Source organism: Ktedonospora formicarum, assembly GCF_016587355.1.
GTDB classification, from domain to species: Bacteria; Chloroflexota; Ktedonobacteria; order Ktedonobacterales; family Ktedonobacteraceae; genus Ktedonobacter; species Ktedonobacter formicarum.
The window spans coordinates 2,926,826-2,948,726 of record NZ_BNJF01000001.1 but is presented as its reverse complement, the minus strand read 5'-3'; the positions used below and the strand labels follow the sequence as shown (position 1 = coordinate 2,948,726).

Annotated in this window: 13 protein-coding genes and 1 pseudogene; 11 read left to right on the top strand and 3 right to left on the bottom strand. The window is 52.9% G+C overall.

Annotation, left to right across the window (positions count from 1 at the left end; translation table 11 throughout):
- Positions 1 to 199: 199 nt before the first annotated feature.
- The gene (gene ftsH / locus K3T82_RS12605; protein ID WP_236031123.1) at positions 200 to 2,185 is read left to right on the top strand and encodes an ATP-dependent zinc metalloprotease FtsH; all 1,986 of its coding nucleotides are present in this window, start codon (positions 200 to 202) and stop codon (positions 2,183 to 2,185) included.
- A gap of 154 nt (positions 2,186 to 2,339) precedes the next feature.
- Here the strand turns inward: ftsH and K3T82_RS12600 are convergent, their stop codons facing one another.
- Complete coding sequence (locus K3T82_RS12600; RefSeq protein ID WP_220193800.1) at positions 2,340 to 3,161, bottom strand: hypothetical protein; 822 nt, start codon at positions 3,159 to 3,161, stop codon at positions 2,340 to 2,342.
- Positions 3,162 to 3,884: 723 nt separating this feature from the next.
- Here K3T82_RS12600 and K3T82_RS12595 point away from each other — a divergent pair.
- Positions 3,885 to 4,214: a hypothetical protein gene (locus tag K3T82_RS12595; protein WP_220193799.1), complete on the top strand. Its 330-nt coding sequence runs from the start codon at positions 3,885 to 3,887 to the stop codon at positions 4,212 to 4,214.
- Positions 4,215 to 4,321: 107 nt separating this feature from the next.
- On the opposite strand, the pseudogene melA reads toward K3T82_RS12595, so the two are convergent.
- Positions 4,322 to 5,868 (bottom strand): annotated as a pseudogene (gene melA / locus K3T82_RS49885) (alpha-galactosidase).
- A gap of 267 nt (positions 5,869 to 6,135) precedes the next feature.
- Between melA and K3T82_RS12585 the strand changes: the two are divergent.
- From K3T82_RS12585 to purN, 9 genes are all read left to right on the top strand, one after another.
- On the top strand, positions 6,136 to 6,996 hold the full coding sequence (locus K3T82_RS12585) for a helix-turn-helix domain-containing protein (RefSeq protein ID WP_307811075.1): 861 nt from the start codon (positions 6,136 to 6,138) through the stop codon (positions 6,994 to 6,996).
- Between the two features lie 179 nt (positions 6,997 to 7,175).
- The gene (locus K3T82_RS12580) at positions 7,176 to 8,186 is read left to right on the top strand and encodes an NAD(P)H-dependent glycerol-3-phosphate dehydrogenase (RefSeq protein ID WP_220193797.1); all 1,011 of its coding nucleotides are present in this window, start codon (positions 7,176 to 7,178) and stop codon (positions 8,184 to 8,186) included.
- A 220-nt stretch (positions 8,187 to 8,406) separates the two neighbouring features.
- The gene (locus tag K3T82_RS12575; protein WP_220193796.1) at positions 8,407 to 9,930 is read left to right on the top strand and encodes a peptidoglycan recognition protein family protein; all 1,524 of its coding nucleotides are present in this window, start codon (positions 8,407 to 8,409) and stop codon (positions 9,928 to 9,930) included.
- Positions 9,931 to 10,361: 431 nt separating this feature from the next.
- Complete coding sequence (gene purL, locus K3T82_RS12570; protein ID WP_220193795.1) at positions 10,362 to 13,382, top strand: phosphoribosylformylglycinamidine synthase subunit PurL; 3,021 nt, start codon at positions 10,362 to 10,364, stop codon at positions 13,380 to 13,382.
- Positions 13,379 to 15,280 (top strand): phosphoribosylformylglycinamidine cyclo-ligase, encoded by a 1,902-nt coding sequence (gene purM / locus K3T82_RS12565; RefSeq protein WP_220193794.1) that lies wholly within the window; start codon positions 13,379 to 13,381, stop codon positions 15,278 to 15,280. Before purL ends, purM begins: the two co-directional genes overlap by 4 nt.
- A gap of 81 nt (positions 15,281 to 15,361) precedes the next feature.
- A complete protein-coding gene (locus tag K3T82_RS12560; RefSeq protein ID WP_220193793.1) occupies positions 15,362 to 16,120 on the top strand; it encodes a phosphoribosylaminoimidazolesuccinocarboxamide synthase in 759 nt (252 codons plus the stop codon).
- 211 nt (positions 16,121 to 16,331) lie between these two features.
- Complete coding sequence (gene purF / locus K3T82_RS12555; RefSeq protein ID WP_220193792.1) at positions 16,332 to 17,837, top strand: amidophosphoribosyltransferase; 1,506 nt, start codon at positions 16,332 to 16,334, stop codon at positions 17,835 to 17,837.
- 266 nt (positions 17,838 to 18,103) lie between these two features.
- Positions 18,104 to 19,387 carry a phosphoribosylamine--glycine ligase gene (purD, locus tag K3T82_RS12550; protein WP_220193791.1) on the top strand — a complete coding sequence of 428 codons (1,284 nt, stop codon included), beginning with the start codon at positions 18,104 to 18,106 and terminating at the stop codon, positions 19,385 to 19,387.
- A 6-nt stretch (positions 19,388 to 19,393) separates the two neighbouring features.
- Positions 19,394 to 20,083 carry a phosphoribosylglycinamide formyltransferase gene (gene purN / locus K3T82_RS12545; RefSeq protein WP_236031121.1) on the top strand — a complete coding sequence of 230 codons (690 nt, stop codon included), beginning with the start codon at positions 19,394 to 19,396 and terminating at the stop codon, positions 20,081 to 20,083.
- Positions 20,084 to 20,165: 82 nt separating this feature from the next.
- Here the strand turns inward: purN and K3T82_RS12540 are convergent, their stop codons facing one another.
- Complete coding sequence (locus K3T82_RS12540) at positions 20,166 to 21,875, bottom strand: NADH-quinone oxidoreductase subunit N (protein ID WP_220193790.1); 1,710 nt, start codon at positions 21,873 to 21,875, stop codon at positions 20,166 to 20,168.
- Positions 21,876 to 21,901 lie beyond the last annotated feature (26 nt).

The following is a 21,901-nucleotide window of genomic DNA, read 5'->3' as shown; positions in this document are numbered from 1 at the left end:
ATAGTGGCATTGGTTTTCGTAGAAATCCTAAACTCTGTCAGGCAGCTTCAAGCAGAGGTCTGAACCTTTCAGGCGCTGAGGATGCGCTCCTCACATTATCTCTAAGGTGGTTGTATGACGAAAGGAAGTCCATATGCTTAGAAGGTCTCGTCAGACAAAGAAAGTAGGTCTGAACTAGATGGACGCTCAGGCTATATATATGTATCAGAATAATAATTCCAATGAACCACGCACCCCCGGTTCCGATAATGGAAATAATGGGAATACCCCGGGTGGTCCGCGTGATGGCGGCACCTCACTCCTGATCCGTGCCGTCCTGCTTATCGTTTTGCTGCTAGGAATCTGGTATTTGTTCCAGTTTTTTGTTTCTGGCTCGAACACCAACGCTAACGCCAATGCGGTTGAAGTTCCCTACAGCCAGTTCTACCAGCAAGTGCAGGCTCAGAATGTTAAAAGCGTCACGTTCCAGGGGCAGGACGCATATGGCACGTTCAAAAACGCGATTACCGTTATTGATGCCAATGGGCAGGCAAAGAAGAGTGATACTTTCCACTTTACCCAACTTCCCAATGGCGATCCACAGCTTACCGAGTTACTAATCAAGAATAACGTCGCGTTCTCAGCTAAACCCAATAGCGATAATAACCTCTTCTGGAGCTTCATTATCAATATTGGCCCCTGGATCGGCCTCATTATCATCTTCTTCTTCATTCTGCGTCGAGCCAACCAGAGCCAGCAGAACATCTTCAGCTTCGGCAAGAGCCGCGCCAAGATGGTTCTGGAAGATCGCCCCAGCACCACCTTCGGGGATGTCGCAGGCGTAGATGAAGCGAAGAACGATCTGGTTGAGGTAGTTGAGTTCTTGCGCACGCCTCAAAAGTTCCAACGCCTGGGCGGTAAAATTCCGCGTGGTGTACTATTGGTGGGCCCTCCTGGAACTGGTAAAACGTTGTTAGCACGCGCCGTAGCAGGTGAAGCCAGTGTGCCATTCTTCTCTATGAGTGGCTCCGAGTTCGTCGAGGTCCTTGTTGGTGTTGGTGCCAGCCGTGTACGCGACCTGTTTGAGCAAGCTAAGAAGGCCTCGCCCAGCATCATCTTTATCGACGAGATTGATGCCGTTGGTCGTCAGCGCGGTTCAAGCATTAATAGCAATGATGAGCGTGAGCAAACTCTCAACCAGTTGCTCGTCGAGATGGATGGTTTTGACTCTCGTCAGGCTGTGGTAGTCATCGCTGCGACAAACCGCCCCGATGGGCTAGATAAAGCCTTGCTCCGCCCTGGTCGCTTCGACCGCCGCGTAACAGTGGATCGCCCAGACTGGAATGGTCGCTTGGCAATCCTGAAGATTCACTCACGTGATGTTCCTCTGGCACCTGATGTTGATATGATCACTATTGCGCGTGCCACTCCGGGTATGGTTGGTGCTGACCTGGCAAATCTCGTCAACGAGGCAGCCTTATTGGCAGCGCGGCGCAATCTAGATGCCGTCAATCAGCGCTGCTTTGAAGAGGCCCTGGATAAGATTTTGCTCGGTGCTGAGCGTCCACTGATCCTGAGCGAAGAGGATCTCAACGTGGTCGCCTATCATGAGGGCGGGCATGCGCTAACGGGCATTCTGACCGATGGAGTTGATCCCGTTACAAAGGTCACGATTGTTCCACGCGGTCAGGCACTGGGCGTCACCCAATATACTCCGCTCGATGATCGCTACAATTACGCCAAAGATATGCTGGAAGCGCAGCTGGTAACCGCGCTCGGCGGACGAGCTGCCGAGGAGGTCGCTATTGGACGCATCACGACAGGCGCGGAGAACGACCTGCAACGCGTGACTGCCATCGCTCGCCAGATGGTTACTCGCTGGGGTATGAGCGAACAACTGGGGCAAATCTCGTACAGTGAGCGTGAGGATCCATTCTCTGGTACCGCCCTGGCGAGTGGTACACGCGAATATAGCGAACGCACCGCGACTGTCGTTGACGCAGAGGTGACGCGTATCGTGAACAGAGCCCATCAACAGGCTGTGGCACTGTTACGAGATCATAAAGAAGCGCTGGATCGCATCGCCAAGGCACTCCGACTCTACGAGACGATTGATGCCAAACAATTACGCGACATCATGGTTGAGACTGGTTCGATCAACTCAGCTCCTGAGTCATATCGCTCGCCAGCCAGCGCCAGCGCATAAACATCTAGCCTTTTATAAACCCCGCCGCACTTGCGGCGGGGTATTTTTTTGTCGCAAGCCCTTATCCCTCCAATGGAACTATTGATGCTAAAGGTGAACATTCCATTGCTGATGTTGGCCAACTTGCCTCTGGCACATCATACATCTGAGTTGGCTAGTGTGACAGGCTACAAGTTAAACACACGACCACAACTACAATCACCACGCGAGGGACACTTCTTCGGACCTGATGACGCAACGCGATTCTCCGACGAGGCAGCGCATAATCAGCTTTAGGTAGTACCACTTTCACCCACCGGGTCAGGGACTTATTAGAAGTATCCCTCGCAGATTGGGGTATAGGGGAATGTGTGGGCAATAGAAGTAACTCATCCGTCATGGCTTCGCGTTGCTTCTCGTCCTCAGCAACCGCCTGTACATCCGGGCTATATGCGTATCGGACATCATCATTGGTGTGAGCCAGAGGGTGATCCTGCGCAATGCCCAAAGTATCAGCAAGTTTGTGCATCTCCATGCGCAATTCGTTCAGTAGAATTGCCATAATAGATGCATCAAAGTGCTCTTCAATACGAGTTTGAAGGGCCGCGCCATTTGCGGGAAGAGGACGGAGAATACTAAACGAGGTCCCGGCCCAGCGCGTCTTGCGTAAGACTACGGGAAAGACGCGCGTGTCTCCATGGCGAGCACTATTCAGAATATGCTCCATAGCCCTATGCTTGTCATCACCAAAGCGCTTGAATGCATCGCTGACCAGCAAGAGAATGATGTGCGCCTCGCTAATCGTTACTGAAGCTTCCGCTAAGCCTAACGAAGCGGCATCCATATCCAGAGTCGCCAATCTGACACAAACGCGTTCATCTGAAAGCGAGACAAAGTAGCGCTTGAGCGACGAAAGTTGTTCTTGATCTTCCGCAGCATAACAACAGAGAAGCGTTAGCTGTTTGGCATTTGCCGATGAGTTATAATGCTGTTTCATAGTACCCTTCCCTTCGAATGTATTCCTACTCCATTAGCTTCTCTATCTTCAGCGACAGACAAGCAGCCTTCGACATACCATGTAAAGATATGCGATTTGACGGTCAGGGTAATCCCATAATGAGGCAGCGTTTTATACCAATCTCTTACTCCTTATGCGGCAACCTGAGCGCGTGTGCTACAACGAACATCAACGCTGCCTGAACGGCAGCTAGCGCTTCGCGATCAGATGTTCGTATAAGGAGTGCGCGCTCGCCGCGACCAGCGGCGCCGTGCCCTCGTATGAGGGTTGATTTTCGCATAAGATCTTAGGAGAACAATACCAGGAATCTCTCCATGCCCAATATTTCTTCCTGAATTGATACTAGAACGCGCTCAGACCTGAGCTTAGATAGCGCGTATCATACTTGCGTGATACGCGTGGAGCAGAAATAATCAGAGCCTATTGAAAACAGTTTCTCCGCCTGAATACGCTTCAAAACCGGGGAGGCTTTTCATAAGTGATCGGTTATACCATCTAGACGTACAAGAACCTGGATAGATAAAAGAGCATGGTACTTAATCCCCAAATTGTCTCCCAAGGGAGACAATTTTTATGCTGTCAACTTCCATACAAAGATACACATATATAGGGCAAGACGCGAATATGCATCGAATTTGGCCCCAATAGCGTAATTAGATAATAAAGAAGGCCGTACACAAACCATCATGGAGGAAAAACAAGATGGTCCAAGAAAGGGTTACCTACAGACATCGATTGCGCGTTTTCTATAGCGCGATCAGAAGTAAGGTCAACAAATATACATGGAGCGGGCTCTTCATCTTCGTGTTGGGTATCGCATTCATTGGGGTTGGCATTACTCTAAGCCAGGGCATCTACTACTCAACGCCTGGTCTGTTAATCGGCCTGGGGGCGATTGTTGCCATTGTCGGCCTAATTCGTATTCTGATTGGCTTTATCAATCCACAAAATCCCGAAGATCTGCCGCCACTTGAAGAAGACCTCAAAGAAGGTGAATCTACAGTCTCAGTCGATGATCTCTATCATGAATAAAGATACTCAATGCTTAAGCACTTCGAGAGGAGAGCGAGTAGGCGCGATTGATGGTAGCAATCGTGCCTACTCGCTCTACAAAAAAACTATTTCTGAGAGATGGTAAGCTAGCGAGTCATCTTCCCTTTATCAGCTGCAGCCGCGTTTGAACGCGCCTCGCCAGGTTGTTGCATCATTTCATCGACTGAACGTGTATGCAGACGGGCCGCCCCTACCGTCTCGCGCAGGGTAACGCGGGTCCCATTGACGCTAGCTGTCTCTAGACGCTGGCGCGCGACAGCAATTTCGGACTGATATTGTGGTAACCATGCGGCCTGCGCGATCAGCATGTCATCTGTCATTTGCCAGACCTCTTCGGGATTACAGACAGCGCCGACGAGTGGATCATGAAGCATGGCTTGTTTGAGCAAGGTAACATCGCCACGTACGGCTGCTTCCATACCCATCTCCTGTACCCGAACACTGGCTGAACAGGTCGCGGCACACGCCAGTGGCAAATTCCCCACGACAGGCATATTGATTCCGTTCTTGTCGACATAGCCAGGTATCTCGATGACACATCCATCTGGCAGATTTGTGATATGTCCCTTGTTGACGATATTGAAGTGACCACGATAGACACGCCCAGTCTCCAGAGCCTCAATGATATAAGACCCGTGTTCCTCACTTCGTGTCTCCGGCGTGAATGTATCAGGCTCTTCTCGCAACCAGTTGGGAAAGTCAGTTTCAAACCAGTTACGACCCTCAGTACAGACACGGAGATACCCCCCGGTCTCTCCGTGAATCCAGTTCGAAAGATCAATCCACTGGGGAATTTCGGCAGTCCGTTTGCGATACCAGGGTAGGTATTCACTCAGATGACCATTGGATTCGGTGCTGTAGTAACCAAAGCGTCGAAGCACATCAATACGCACTTTCTCAGTCTCGGCATACGTGGGGTGCTGCTCAAACAACTCAAGAAGACGAGGGAGCATATCCATACCACGCCACTGGACTTTGACAAACCAGGTCTGGTGATTGATGCCAGCGGCAATAACATCCACATCACGACGATGCAAAGTCTCCTCGGCGTCCAGCAAACCCTCTTGTTTAGCCCAGCGCTCAATACAATTGGTAATCTGCCAATGGGCACCTTGAACGCCATGACAGAGCCCTACCGTTGGCACTCCACCGTATTTATTGCATGCCCAAACATTCATCGCCATAGGATTAGCGTAGTTCAGCAACAGAGCGCCAGGCTTGGCATACTTGCGAATATCCTGACAGAAATCGAGCAGGGCAGGAATAGTACGCTGTGCATACATAATGCCACCCGCGCAAATGGTATCGCCGACACACTGATCGACCCCATATTTCAGAGGTATGTCGATATCCATCTGAAAGGCATCCAGCCCCCCTGGCGAATGGTGCAGAGAATATAATCAGCATCCGCGAGTGCGCGCGTGCGATCCAGCGTTGCTTCAATCGTCGCGGGTAGCTGATTATGCTCAATATCACGCCGACAGAGCTGAGTAACCATATCTAGGTTTTGTTGTGATATGTCGGTAAAGGCAAAAATGGTATCCGCTAACTCTGAAACAGTCAAGATATCACGCATCAATCGGCGCGTGAAGCCAATAGATCCCGCACCAATGACAGCTACTTTGATGGGCATATGAATGGTCCTTTCAAATACAACCTATGTTATACTCTCTCTGTGAAGAAGAGTAGCTGACAGAACCAACCTGATACAAGGTCTACATGTGTTTCCATTGGTCTATTTGTGAAGTAAGTTGATCTAAACCTGATGCGACTAGAGGGATCTAGTAGCGTTAATTTTCGCATAAGAGGGTAGGAAAGAATAAACGTTGGAACAACTACTGGATCTCCTGCGCCACATTGACCAACCGGGGGGAATTTCTCGAACACCAAAGATAGACACATTAACCAACCTGGCTCATCACCAATCACACTATTCCGCGCTCGTCTATGGATCGGCCTTGGAGAGCCATGCGACAGGCGAGCATTATTCCTGGCATGGTTTGAAACGAGGGGTGAGGCAGCACATCCATATATTATCTTTCAATATACGCTGTCTGGTTGGGGATACTATAAAGAGAACAAAACGCTCTCCAAGGTCACTCCTGGGATGGCTTTTATCGCTCATGTCCCTTCAAACCATCACTACTATTTTCCACCTGAGTCTGAACACTGGTCTTTCTTCTGGCTTCTCATTCGCCATCCATATATCGTCAGTCGCTTTGTCAAACAGATCCAAGACTTCGGCGCTCTCCTGCATATCGAAGCGGATAGCATACTCATCAAGCGCGCAGTAGAGGTACTAGAACACATATATGCTCCAGTACCATATGATTCTTTCGTGGAAGAGGAGAACCTCTTCCGCTTCCTGATCGAGTATGAACGCAGCCTGTTCAATCAACGTTATCCACAAGCTGAACGAGAGCGCCTGTTACAACATGTGCGTAGCTATGTTTTGCGAACGTTGCCTCAAGCAGTTGGAGTAGAAGCGCTCGCTGAAATCTACAATATGAGCCGAAGTGCCTTCAGCCACCACTTTAAGACCATCACGGGGCATCCTCCCGCTCAATACATGACGCAGGTCCGCCTGGAAGAGGCGACAAGCCAACTAATCTATACCCATCAACGGCTAGAAGATATTGCTCTGGCAACAGGTTTCGCGAACGCGACCCATTTCTGCAAAGCCTTCCGCCGACACTTCCAACTTAGTCCCACTGCCTTCCGTCGGCAGATGCGTTCGTCATCAGAGCGCTCGAAGCAATAAGATATCTGTCGGTCCATGCCCCCCACCCTTTCGTCTCACGCTATGCTACAATAAGCCTGAAGAAATTTGCTTCAGAAGAGAGCTTAGGCAAAAATCCGTCCTCATTCAAGGATGTGCATCTAGCACTTATGCGCCCGATTTTTTATGATGAGAAATTCGAGTTTGTTTAAGGAGAAGAGATGGTATCAGCAGGTGTGATAGGTAGTGGTGCCTGGGGCACAACCCTGGCGTTGCTGCTAGCGAAGAAAGGCATTCCAACAACGCTCTGGGAATATAGAGCCGAACGTGCAAAAGAGATACAAGAACGGCGCGAGAACAGCATGTTTCTTCCTGGCATAACGTTCCCAGAGACACTACAAGTGAGCGCAAATATTGCTGAAGCAGCACATGATAAGGACTTGCTGTTGCTGGTCACACCTTCACAACGCATGCGCGAAAACCTGCGTCTTCTCGCGCCACATCTCTCTCAAAAAACTTTGCTGGTCAGCGCTAGCAAAGGTGTAGAGATTGATAGTTTGAAACGTATGACTGAGGTTATCTCGGAAGAATTGCCGAACGCGATTGGACGCATAGCAGCACTTAGTGGGCCCAATCTTTCGCGTGAAGTCGCGCTGGAGAAGCCGACCGCCGCTGTAGTAGCCTGCTCAAACCAGGCGATCGCGATTACCTGTCGGGATTGGCTCACAACCTCAAACTATCGCGTCTATACCTCAGACGACGTCATTGGGGTGGAACTAGGCGGAGCCTTGAAGAACATCATTGCGATTGGGGCTGGCATGACTGAAGGACTAGGCTACGGCGATAACGCGAAGGGAGCCTTTATTACGCGAGGAGTCGCGGAGATCGCACGCCTGGGTCTCGCCGCTGGAGCAAACCCACTTACCTTCGTTGGGCTGGCAGGTATTGGCGACCTCATCGCGACTTGCGCAAGCCCATTGAGCCGTAATCAACAATTGGGGCGTCGCCTGGCAGCAGGCGAGAAACTGGAGACAATCCTTAAATCGACCCACTCGGTATCAGAGGGTGTGTATACAATTCGTGCCGCCCTCAGACTGGCGGAGCGTTATAACGTGGAGATGCCCATCACAGCCAAGCTCAGTCAGATCCTCTTCCAGGATCTCGATCCACACAAAGCAGTCCCTGAGTTGATGCTACGTGACCCCAAGGGTGAGCTAGAAGGTATCATCTAAGATAAGCATATTGACTAGAGTGTACAAGGAAGGAATGCCCCAACAGAGGCATTCCTTCCTTGTACACTCTAGTCAATATATACGAATGTTTTGTCTGTTCAATCCACTTCTTATGGAGTATACTTTATGGCGTATCACACATTCTAACAGTCATGTATGATGCGTAAATGTGCGATGGCATAGCAGGCGCGGGATCTAAGCAATTCAAAGGAGTGCGCATATGGTGGATGAAGCAGGGGCAGTGTGGATACCTTCTCCTAACTACTTTGAGAACCGCAATGGTTATACTCCCAAATGGGTTATTGTGCATGGAACGGCGGGCTTCAATAGTGCCCGCGATGTTGGCACCTACTTCCAGACAGCAGATGTCAGCGCGAATTATGTGATCGGGCAGGATGGTACCATTGTTCAGTGCGTAGCTGAAAAGGATGGGGCCTGGGGAAATGGGGTTATCAGCACTGGGCATGATCCCTGGTGGACCTCCAGCATAAATCCAAACTGGGTTACCATTTCTATTGAGCATGTAAAGCCACATACTGATAATTCCGATGTGCTTACCGACGCACAGAAAGCAGCTAGTTTTCGCCTGATCAGCCACATTTGCGCGCGCTATAAGATCCCTCTGCGCCGCGCGGACGCCAATGGGGGGATTACTGGGCATTATTCGATGGATCCTGTCAATCGAAGTCGCTGCCCTGGTCCCTACCCCTGGGATGAGTTGATCTCGTACCTGAACAGTGGAGGTTCGAGTGGTGGCTCGGGCGATGGTAGCGGCGGCTCCAATGGCGGCAATCCCCCACCAAGCGGGGCAGGAATCAGCCTCAGCGATGCGCTAGTCGCACGCTACTTTGAGCAAGCCAGTAACGGACGCTGGCGCTGCAAGACCAATGGGTTTTATCTCATGGCGAGCATACTCAACTTCTACTGCCAGTTTGGTGGAAGCGCCAAGAATGGTCTAACCTACCTGGGTCTCCCACTCATGAACGAGTTCTATCCAAACCCTGGTAGCCAGTGGTCCTATCAGCGCTTTGAGCGAGGCATTCTAGCATACGATCCCACACACCATTTCGATAGGCCACCAGGGGGCGGCTCCGTCTACCTGATGCATATAGATCAGCCTCTGCCACAGGGAACAGGTGCGAGCATCATGCAGCAAGCACCTCACACGCCAATATTCCCACCCTCGGGACAGGGTCAACAAACCCCTTATACAATAGCCATCCCAAGCTCAGGAGTGGGTCAGCAAGCCGTCTCTATGTCAAGCAACGCACCAATCCCAATATCAGGACAGGGTCAACAGGTTCCCTCCACACCACTCGATGAGCCTTCTCCGGAAGCGACATCTGACGCCGCAAAGAGTGACTCAGCCGAAGAGGAGCAGCCTGAAGTGTCCACTGATAGTAGCATGCCTGAACAAACTCCGGTATATAAGAGCTTTCCCAAGAACGCGATACCAAGATCAGGTCCGGGACAGCAGATAGCTCCAACGCCAGTCAATAAATCCATTTTGGGGCCGAATCAGGAACACATTCAGTATCAGCAGAACTCCTATCAGCATCCAGACAATCCTGAGCAACATGAATCTGAACAGTACCAACCCAATCCTTATCGGCCTGGACCACAAGCCTCGAATTTCCCATCTTTGGACACGCCACCACCCAAGTCCTCACTTGGCGAGTTTATTAGTGGCGCAATGGATGGCGGAGTTACGGCTATTCTCAAGCGTATTCTCTCTCGCAAATAGGAACAATAGATACTCTACTCACTTTCAGAAAAGCCAGGCATTGGTGCTTTGCCTGGCTTTTCTTTATAATCCCAAGCTTCAGATTCCGCTCTACCGCAGGCTTCTCAACATTGTAGGAGAAGAGAGATCATAAACAGTCACACTATAGTATTCAGGAAGGGAGACGAGTTTGCTACTTCGCCTTTCTTGGTGCTACAATGGACATGTCCCATCCGCTAAGGTCGCTTCGCGCCATAGGTGGGACATGCTGCTTATTCGTCGTAGCGAAGCTAACCATCATAAAGGCATTTTACTGCCTCCAAATGAGAATGACGAATGTACTTCCAGCATGCCATGCTATGGCCTTATACGAAAGTCCACGCCGCATCAACACGCTCGGGCTTTCTAAATAAGGAGAGTATGATAGATAACGCCAGCCAGGATATAGAAACGTGACATCATTTCAGATTGAGGTACGCGCAACTTCTGAGCGTCATGATGTGAACGCTCGCAAGCTTGCTCGCGAGATACTACAATTACCTATCGATACACTTCCTTCGCTTGCAGCTATTTCTGATACGCCACTCTACCTCCATACAGCTCAACTGTACCAGCTTACGGGCTCACTGTCACCGCAGGATACCGAGCGACTTACACAGGAACTGCTAACTGATCCTGTTATTCAGGAAGCACACCTATCGACCTATGCCAACAATGCGCATACGGTCGATGTCTTTTTTCACCCCGGTGTGACTGATACCCTGGCTGAAAGCGTTCTGGAAGGAGCGCGCATGCTGGGCCTGAGCGGAATTGAGCATGTGGAGACAGGACGGCGCTATCTGCTCGACGAACGTTTGAGCGAAGCCGAGGTACATACTATCGCTGAAGCACTGCTCTTTAATCCAGTTATTCAGAACTATGAACTGCATCTCGCGCACGGCAATGGTCTGGCACCAGCCACGCATAGCCCGCTTGAGGCGCAGGTCGATAATGGAAATACAGCCACTCAGGTAGCGACGATTCCACTGACATCGATGAGTGATGAGCAGTTGCAAGAGGTAAGTAAGCAAGGGCTTCTCTCGCTTAATCTGAGCGAGATGCGCGCCATTCAGCAGCATTTTCGCGAGCAGGGGCGCGAACCAACCGACGTGGAACTGGAGACACTGGCTCAAACCTGGTCTGAGCATTGTTCGCACAAGACCTTTAAGGCGACCATTCGTTATCATGAAGTTGACGCTCAGGGCAATGAGCTTGAGCAGGAGACCATTCGCGGCCTGCTCAAGAGTTATATCATGCGCGCGACCGATGAGGTACAGCACCCCTACTTGGTCTCGGCCTTTAGCGATAATGCGGGCATCGTGCGCTTCACCGAGACACATGACATAGCCTTTAAGGTCGAGACACATAACCATCCCTCAGCCATCGAGCCATTTGGTGGTGCGAATACAGGAGTTGGTGGTGTAATTCGCGACGTGGTCGGAGTCTCGGCTCAACCTATTGCCTGTACCGATATCCTCTGCTTTGGTCCCCTCGATACCGATAGCAAGACATTGCCAAAGGGCGTGCTCTCTCCACGGCGGATCGCAAGTGGCGTGGTGAGTGGCGTGCGCGATTATGGCAACAAAATGGGTATTCCCACCGTGAATGGCGCGGTACTCTACCACTCAGGCTTTACCTATAATCCGCTTGTCTTCTGTGGCTGCCTGGGCATGCTTCCACATGGAAGCCACCCCCGCCAGGTAGAGCCTGGTGACCTGATTGTGGTTTTAGGTGGACGCACTGGACGTGATGGTGTACATGGCGCGACCTTCTCCTCGGGCGAGATGAGCCATGAGATTAATACACAGGCAGGTACCGCCGTCCAGATTGGCGCACCGATCACCGAGAAGAAAGTAACCGATGTTATCATCCAGGCTCGCGATCTGGGACTCTATCACGCGATTACAGACTGTGGCGCGGGTGGCTTCTCCTCAGCTGTAGGTGAGATGGGCGAGAAGACTGGCGCACGCGTTGAGCTGACCAATGCTCCATTGAAATATCAGGGGCTCGCCCCCTGGGAGATCTGGCTCTCCGAAGCTCAGGAGCGTATGGTGTTGGCCGTTCCCCAAGAGAAGTTACAAGCGCTACTGGACATTTGCGCGATTGAAGAGGTAGAGGCTAGCATTCTTGGCGAGTTCACCAACGATCAACGCCTGACTATCTTATACCAGGGTCAGGAGGTCGCGAACCTCTCCATGGAGTTCCTGCACGATGGCAACCCTGTGAAGGAGCTTGAAGCTTCCTGGGCACGTCCAGAAGCCAGCACACAGGTGGCAGGATCCTGGACACCAAGCAATTCCGAAGCAATTACTCATTCGTTCACGCCAACGCTGCTGACACTCCTGCGCCACCCTAACATTGCCTCTAAGGAAGATGTTGTACGGCGCTATGACCATGAGGTGCAGGGCGCGACCGTCCTCAAGCCAATGGTTGGAAGGTCCGGCAATGGTCCCGGCGATGCCGCCGTGCTTCAGCCCATTATAGATAAGCCAAGTCAGGCAGGCATCGTGCTTTCGAATGGCGTCAATCCTCTCTATGGCAGAATTGACCCCTACCACATGGCATTGAATGCCGTAGACGAGGCTCTGCGTAACCTGACCGCAGTTGGCGGCGACATCACACGCACCTCTGTGCTAGACAACTTCTGCTGGGGTAACCCGAACGACACAGAGCAACTTGGTATGCTGGTGCGGGCTGTAAAGGGATGTTATGACGCCTCAATAGGCTTCAAGGTCCCATTCATCTCAGGCAAGGATAGTCTCAACAACGAGTACCGCGCCGATGGACAGCGGATGCCGGTGATCCCTACACTGGTCATTTCAGCGGTTGGCGTGATTGATGATGCCAGCAGGACCGTTGATATGTCCTTAAAGACACCGGGTAACCTGCTCTATCTGGTAGGCACGACGCGCAATGAGCTCGCGGGTTCGCACTATACAGAGATCATCGATCAGGCCTCATTCGCGCAATTTGTCCCCCAGACGGCGGTCCCCCAGGTCCAGATCGAACACGCATATACCACTATGAAGGTTCTGGGCGAAGCCATTCGCCTGGGAATGGTACGTGCCTGTCACGACCTCTCAGAGGGTGGACTTGCTGTCGCAGCCTCCGAGATGGCACTGGCGAGCTTGCTGGGCGCGAAACTTGACGTATCTCAGGTCGCGCGCACAGACGCGGCTCTGGATGAAGTGCATCCACATGCGCGCAATATCGTACGCCTCTTTAGCGAATCGCCTTCGCGTTTCATAGTTGAGATAACACCCGAGCAATTGAACGCCTTCGAGCAGCATTTGCGTGCCGCTGGCGTTGAGGACCTAGCCTATCTGGGTACAGTCACCAATACACCACGCTTTATTGTCCAGGATGGCGATGAGGAGCTCATTAACGTCAGCGTTGAAGAGTTACAAGAGGCTTGGAAGGGAGGACAGGCATGACCGGAAAACCACGCGCGCTCGTCTTGCGCGCCCCCGGTATTAACTGCGACCGGGAGATGGCCCAGGCCTGTAGCCTGGTTGGCTTTGACACCAAACTGGTGCATATCAATCAGCTCCTAAAGCAACCAGAATCGCTTTTGGACTATCACTTCCTGGCCCTACCCGGTGGCTTCTCATATGGAGATGATCTGGGAGCAGGCACGCTACTGGCAAAGAATCTGACAATCCACCTGGGTGAGCAGCTCCGCCGCTTTGTAGCGGAGGGGCGCCTGGTACTAGGTGTCTGCAATGGCTTCCAGGTCCTGGTACGCTCTGGCCTTTTGCCTGGTCGCCTTGCGAGCGATGGAGAGGGCGGAGTAGCACACTCCACCCTGACAGAGAACGAGGCAGCCCAGTTTGAGTGCCGCTGGGTAACCCTGGCCTTCCAACCGAGCAATTGCATCTTCACGCAGGGTTTAGAACAGCCTATAGAGCTACCCGTTGCGCACGGCGAAGGGCAGTTTGTGTATAACGGCGAGTTAAGCGAGCTACACACCAGCGGTCAGATTCCCCTGGTCTATGCCACGGCCACAGGCCGGGTGGGTGATGCCGTTGCCTATCCGGCTAACCCAAACGGCTCTATGGATAATATCGCGGGTATCTGTAACACACAGGGTAATGTCTTTGGCCTCATGCCACATCCAGAACGTTTTGTAGCAGCACTTCAGCATCCACAGCGCCGTTCACAGAGTGGCGACTTTGGCGATGGCCTCCTCATCTTCAAGAACGCCTATGAGTGTGCCCTGAAACTCGCCAGTGGTGAAAGTACACCCCAGCCAGTAAGATCATTCAAGGCGACAGCGAGCGTACAGGCTGCTCCCAGCAGAGAGCAAGCACCACACACCTACGCGGATAGTGGTGTGGATGTCAAGGCTGGCGAGCAAGCGGTACGCCTGATGAAAAAGGCGGTACAGGCCACGCATGGTCCTCAGGTACTTGAAGGCCTGGGCGCGTTCGCGGGAGCCTACAGCCTACAAGACGAGCGTAAGCTTCAGCAGCCTGCCCTGGTCGCGTCGACCGACGGCGTGGGGACAAAAACGCTGATCGCTTCTCAGGCCAAACGCTTTGATACCATTGGCTATGATATCGTCAACCATTCTGTTAATGACCTGTTAATGATGGGCGCGCGTCCCCTCTTTTTCATGGACTACATCGCCGTAAACAAGCTGGACCCAGTCCAGGTAGCTCGCATTGTCCAGGGCGTCGCTGATGCCTGTAAAGAAGCAGGGTGTGCCTTGCTTGGTGGCGAGACCGCTGAGATGCCAGATGTCTATCAGCCTGGCGCATTTGATCTGGCAGGTACCATTGTGGGAATCGTTGAACAGAATGAACTCGTCAATGGCAGCACCATCAGCCCCGGCGATGTGATCCTGGGTCTCCCATCCAACGGTTTACACACCAACGGCTACTCGCTGGTGCGCCGCCTCTTCGAGCAGACATCTCTTGATACAGTCTATCCTGAGTTAGGAGAGCCCCTGGCTGATGCGTTGCTACGTCCGCACCGCAGCTATCTACGCGAAGTGCAGCAACTACGCTCGTATCTCGCGGACAGAGGGCGCTTCATCAAGGGCATGGCACATATTACCGGTGGTGGCTTCCAGGGTAATATCGCGCGTATTCTTCCTCCTGGCATACAGGCGGAAATTGAGAGTGGCTCCTGGCAGGTACCACCACTCTTTGATCTCCTGGCTCGCCTGAGCAGCCTGCCGCAAGAAGAACTCTATCGGACTTTTAACATGGGAATCGGCATGGTTGTTGTGCTGGCACCCAAGAGCGCGCTTGAGGCACGTAGCCTGCTTCCAGAGTTGGTGCAGATTGGCACGATTCGGGAGGGTCAGGGTGGTGTACTCATTCGCTAGCAATCAAAGATTCACCCGGAAGCAGGGCAACGCAAATGCTTGCAGTTGCCCGCTTCGCCGTTCCCTGGAGAACATCAAGTCATGACAGAACATGCGCAGCCTGGTCCCTTGCTGGCTGAGGGCAAAACCAAACGCATCTACAGTTATCCACTGGATAAGAGCCTGGCCTACATGGTCGGCAAAGACCAGATTACCGCTGGTGATGGTGCACGCCATAATGAGATTGAAGGAAAATCGCGTTGGAGCACCTTAACGACTGCGAATATCTTTCGCTTGCTTAACGAAGCGGGTATCACCACACATTTCGTACGGCAGGTCGACGAAGTCACAATGCTAGTCAAGCGTTGTCAGATGCTTCCCATTGAGCACGTACAGCGCCGTCTCGCAACTGGCTCATTCCTCAAGCGCCATCCTGAGGTAAGCGAAGGAGTACGCTTTGATCCTGTATTGATCGAAACATTCCTCAAGGATGATGCGCGCCACGATCCCCAGATTCAACCCGAGGAAATCATTCAGCAAGGTATTGCAACAAGCGACGAAATTGACTGGATGGCACGCGAAGGACACCGCGTCTTTTCGGTTCTAGAGCAAGCCTGGGCCAGAATTGATGTGACCCTGGTAGACCTGAAAATCGAGTTTGGGCGTGATCCGGAGGGGCATCTGCTGGTCGCGGATGTGATTGATAACGATAGCTGGCGCCTCTGGCCCGGTGGCGATAAGAGCCGCATGCTTGATAAGCAGGTCTATCGTAATCTGCAAGAGGTAACGCCCGAGCATTTGCGCGAGGTTGCGGACCGCTACGCACTTGTTGCCGATCTCACCAGTAAGCTAAGTAATTAATGGCATCTTGCCAATACCGGATTTCTGCCGATACTATTAGCGTGTGTAACAAGAGCAAATAGATCATTGGAACTGGCAACGCCCAGCCAGAACAGGATTTATACCCTTGATCAGGACTGGCAAGCAAGAGGAAACAAAACCAGGAGCGCCACGCTTTTGCGAAGCCAGCGCGGCTTACCTGACCGATCACCTTACCAGAGAGGATTTGAGCATGGAGCGACTTCATGACGCGTGCGGAATTGTGGGAATTTATGCGCCACAAGGCGATGAGAACCTGGACGTTCGTCGCTATATAACACTGGCCTTGACCGCCCTACAGCACCGAGGGCAAGAGAGCGCAGGCATGGCGGTTTATGACGACGAAGGCAAGATTGTCCATCGCATCGGTATGGGGAAGGTACGTGAGGTCTTCGCCGATTCGGGCACCAATCTGCCCTTTTCCAATCTCGGCATCGGCCATGTGCGCTATTCCACGACCGGCTCAAGCTGCGTTGAGAATGCCGGCCCCTTTGTTGTTGGCGAGCGCGCAGGCCAATATGAATCGCTCGCCATCGCGCACAATGGCGATCTGGTAAATGGGCCAACGCTCCGCGCAGCCCTACCCGCCGAGGACTTCCGGTCAACCACTGATAGTGAGGCCATCGCCTTGATGCTGCTCAATGCGGAAGGACACACATTCACCGAACGCCTTGCGGATACCTTAAAAGAGTTGCGTGGCTCCTTCAGCCTGGTAATCATGGCTGGTGGCAAACTGTACGCGACACGCGATCCCTGGGGCATGCGTCCACTCTGCATCGGCAAACTAGGCAATAGCTGGATCGTCGCCTCAGAATCATGCGCGCTGGACCGTACTGGAGCCCAGTTCATCCGCAAGGTAGAGCCCGGCGAACTGGTCACAATCGATGAAAATGGCCTGCATTCAGAGATGCTCTTTAATTTGCCTCGTCAATCTCTCTGTGTCTTTGAGTATATCTATTTCTCGGATGCGACCTCGCGCATGAATGATAGATATACCTATGACGTTCGTGAGGCATTGGGGCGTGAACTGGCACATGAACATCCCATTGATGCGGACCTGGTAGTACCTGTACCAGACTCCTCGATTCCCTCGGCTCTGGGCTATGCCGAGGTCTCTGGCATTCCTTACAGTCAGGCGATTATCAAAAACCGCTATAGCGACCGCTCATTTATTAAGCCAGACCAACGCCTTCGCCAGCTTGAAGTCGACCTGAAGTTTGCCTTTGTGCGTCCCAAGCTTGAGGGTGCGCGCCTGATTATAGTTGATGACTCGATAGTACGAGGCAATACACTCAAACGCCTGGCCTCAGCCCTGCGCAACTACGGTGCCAAGGAAATTCATCTGCGCATCAGCTCGCCGCCACTACGCCATCCTTGCTATTTTGGTATCGACATTCCGCGTGACAAAGAGCTCATTGCCGCGGGACGCACAGTGCAGGAAGTGGCCGATTACATGGGCGTGGATAGTCTTGGCTACCTGAGCCTGGAGGGATTGGGGCGTGCGATTAATACCGCCAACCTCGACACCAGCACCAACATCGATCCGCGCCAGGTAGATAATCCCAAAGCACTTCAGATGCTACATAAAGAATTCTGCTATGGCTGTATGAAGACAGAGGGCTGGCCCTTTGATCCAGCGGTCGAAGCGAAACACGGTCCAAAACGGATTCCTGTTATCCCACGGGGGGTACTCTCGTAATGATTATGCCTTATCCGAAAACCTGAGTGAGCTTGTTACAACAAACGTCGACGCTGCCTGAACGGCAAGCTAGCGCGCACTCCTTTTTGAGCACCTGAGCGCTATAGCGCTAACCACGGCAGCGGCGTTGGTGCTCAGAATACATGGACGCGCTCAGATGTTTGCACAAAGAGTGCGCACCAGCCGCGAGAGCGGCGCCGTGCCCTCGTATGAGGGTTAGTTTTCGCATAAGGCCTTAGCGTCCGTTCGACAAGAGGAGGAACGTTGTGCGTGTATTTGTGATAGGCTCGGGCGCGCGTGAGCACGCGCTTGTTTGGAAGCTTTCTCAGGATCAGCGCGTCCATCATATCTATGTGGCTCCTGGGAATCCAGGTATGCAGCCGTACGCGGAATGCGTACCCATTAGTGTCGATAATCTAGAAGAACTTGCAGCCTTTGCCGAGCGCAATAACATCGATTATACGATTGTCGGCCCTGAAGCACCTCTGATTGAAGGTATTGTTGACCTGTTCCAGCGACGCGGCCTACGCGTCTTCGGCCCCACAAAGGCAGGCGCAGCTCTGGAGGGCAGCAAAGCCTTTACCAAGGAATTGCTGACCCAGGCAGGCATCCCCACGGCTCAACATCGGACTTTTACCACATATGACGGTGCTAGCGCCTATCTAGAAGAACATGGTGCGCCCGTCGTCGTCAAGGCCGATGGAAATGCTGCTGGCAAGGGTGCCATTGTCGCGCTAGATATAGAGACAGCACGCGAAGCACTCAAGCAAATGATGGTCGAGCACGTCTTCGGGGCGGCAGGCGATATCGTGGTCATTGAGGACTATCTACAAGGCGATGAAATTGGTGTAACTGCTATCTGCAACGGAACCGAGTTTCTGCCCCTGCCTTTGACGCAAGATCACAAGCGCGCGCTCGATAACGACGAGGGCTTGAACACAGGTGGCATGGGCGCATTTACACCTTTACCATTCGTCGACCAGCAGCGAGGCGAACAAATCCGCCAGCAGATCATCGAGACGACCTTGCAGGCCCTCAAGGTGCGTGGCATAGACTTCAAAGGCGTGCTCTACGCCAATGTCATGCTGACCGAGCGCGGCCCAATGGTACTGGAACATAACACACGCTTCGGTGACCCCGAGACCCAGGCCCTGATGCTCCTGCTCAAGGCTGATCTATTGGATCTGCTAGCCTTCGCCGATGGACAGGTAATCTCGCAAGAGGATCTCTGGTATCCTGGCTACGCGATAAGTCTTACCCTGGCGGCTGGCGGCTATCCAGGTCAGTATGAACGCGGTCTACCAATCAAGGGTATTGACGAGGCAAACAAGATGGAAGGGGTGCAGGTATTTCATGCGGGGACCCGCCTGCAAGATGGACAGCTGGTTACGGCTGGAGGGCGTGTGCTAAGCGTTGTGGCGCGCGGCACTACCCTGCGGGAAGCAACTTCGCGTGCCTACGCTGCCGCCCAATTCATCTCTTTTAAAGGCATGCAATACCGACGCGATATCGCACACCGTGGCCTAAAAGCTCTCGTGGATCAGGAGTAGGGGCACGTGACCAGCGAAATCAATACCAGTTTACAAGCATCTATGGAAACACAACAAACACAGATCAGCGAACGAGCACCGCTCCGCGTGGTGGTGCTCATCTCTGGCTCAGGTAGTAATCTTCAGGCTTTGATTGATGCTATTGAGAGCAATTCCTTGCCCGGCGTCGAGATCGCTCTGGTAGTAAGCAATAAGGCTGGCGCACTCGGCATGCAACGAGCACTCAAGCATAAGATTGCCGCGCTCTATCTTCCCTGGCGCACACGCGAGGAGTGGGAAGCCAAGCTCAGTGATCTTCTGCGCCTCTTCCAGGCTGATATGATTGTGCTGGCGGGCTTTATGCGCATCCTCTCAAGCAAGTTTATCGAGCGCTATCCCCAAGGCATCATCAATCTGCATCCTGCGCTAATCCCCGATGATGGCGCTGGTGAGACCTATACCACCAGCGATGGCAACATCATCCCAGTCTTTCGCGGAATGCACGCGCCACGCCAAGCCCTGGAAGCTGGCGTCGCCATTACGGGGAGCACAGTACATTATGTCGTGCCCGAGGTCGATGCCGGTCCACCAATCTGTCGCCGCGAAGTCATCATCGAGGATGGCGATACAGAAGACAGTCTTCAGGAGCGCATCAAGCTAGTAGAACACCACCTGATTGTCGAAGCAATCAGACTTCTCCAGCAACGCACCTCGTAACCGATACTTCCACAACAAGAAGAGGGTCAATGTTTCACGTGAAACATTGACCCTCTTCTTGTTTTTTAGAGCGATAGAAGCGTTAGCGAGGTAACATCATCGCTGCTGCCTGCTGCGCGAATTGTACAAGCCAGAAGGGGATAACCGTTCCTAGCGCGAGCGTCCCCAAAGCCGCGATGACCAACGAGGTCCAGGCGAACCAATTAAGGCCACGCGCTGAATCTTGCTCCTCGCTCGCGACCTCAACATTGGCAGGCGTCGTCGTGATAGTGGCGCGTGTCTCAGACTTGACGGCTACGGCGGTGCCTCCACCTGAAGCACTCCGCGCGGAAGTAGCACGCGTCGAACGGCGACCCGAGCCCGATCGGGGTGAGCTTGGAACTCCTGCCAGAGCAGGAGTCACTTCGGCTGTGCTCTGCTCCATGAACATGGTCGCGATCACGCGCAGGTAGTAGTACATACCAAGCACACTGGCTAGGACGCCAATGATTAACAATTCGGGATGCCCACCTGCGAGCGCAGCATAGAAGATGTAGTATTTGCCCGCGAAGCCCGCCATCGGCGGGAAACCCGCCAGAGCTAGCAGGAAGAAGGCCAGCAGACCTGCTACCACAGGGCGACGATACCAGAGACCACGCAGATCATTGGCGTCATTTCCCGTATTGTCCAGGCGCTCCAATAGCGAAATCGAGCCAAATGCCCCCAGATTCAGGAAGGTATAGCAGGCCAGATAGAAGAGTAGCGCGCTCATACCCAGCGTACCACCAACCACGATGCCAATCAGCAGGTAACCAGCGTGCGCGATGCTAGAGTAAGCGAGCAGGCGCTTGGCATTGGTTTGCACCACAGCCATCACGTTACCACCCACCATCGTCAAGATAGCGATAGCCCAGACAATCGGAGCCCAGGTGTCATGGAATGGCAAGAGGGCCAGTCCGAAGAGGCGCCCAAAGGCAATCATCGCCGCCGCCTTGGTCCCAACCGACATAAAGGCTGTTACTGGGGCTGGTGCCCCCTGGTAGACATCTGGTGTCCAGGCCTGGAAGGGAATAGCCGAGACCTTGAAGGCAAATCCGACAGCCAGCAGAGCCATCCCCGCCAGAAGTAGCATTGGAGCCTGAGCCGTACCGTTGGCAGCACCAGGCAAATGCGAGGCATAGAAGGCGATTTCCTTAAAGCCCGTACCCCCAGTCGCGCCATAGGTCAAGGCCAGACCATAGAGCAAGAAACCCGACGCGAAGGAGCTAAGCAGGAAGTATTTCATGCCTGCTTCCAACGAGGTCCGACGCCGTGCGATAAAGCCAGAGAGAATATAGAGGGCCAGTGAGAGCATCTCGATGCCCAGAAAGATCATTAGCAGGTTGGTAGCCGCAGCCATCAGCATCATACCAGCACTCGATAGCAGTAACAGGGCATAGTATTCGCCCTGGTGAACCAGTTGCAGGCGCTTGAGATATAGTGGTGAGAGCAGGATACCCAGCCCGGCGGCACTCAAGATAATCAGGTAGGACAGGAGGGTCCCCTGATCCGAACCGACCATGCCATTGAAAGCTGTCTTCTGATCGCCGACGAAGAGAAGGACGATGCTAGCAGCGATAGACCCAGCGATTCCTAAGAAAGCGAGAATCGGCAAAATGGTATAGTTGCTTGGTCCGCTCTCTTTGGTGCGTTTCCCCTCATACGGCAATATGGCATCAACCAGCATCACGATGAGGGCCATACCCGCCAGAACCACCAGCGGCGCGATGCGCCACCAATCATCGGCGGTGACTGTGAATGTAAATGTCGTCATATCAACCTCGGGAGAGGGAGGTCACC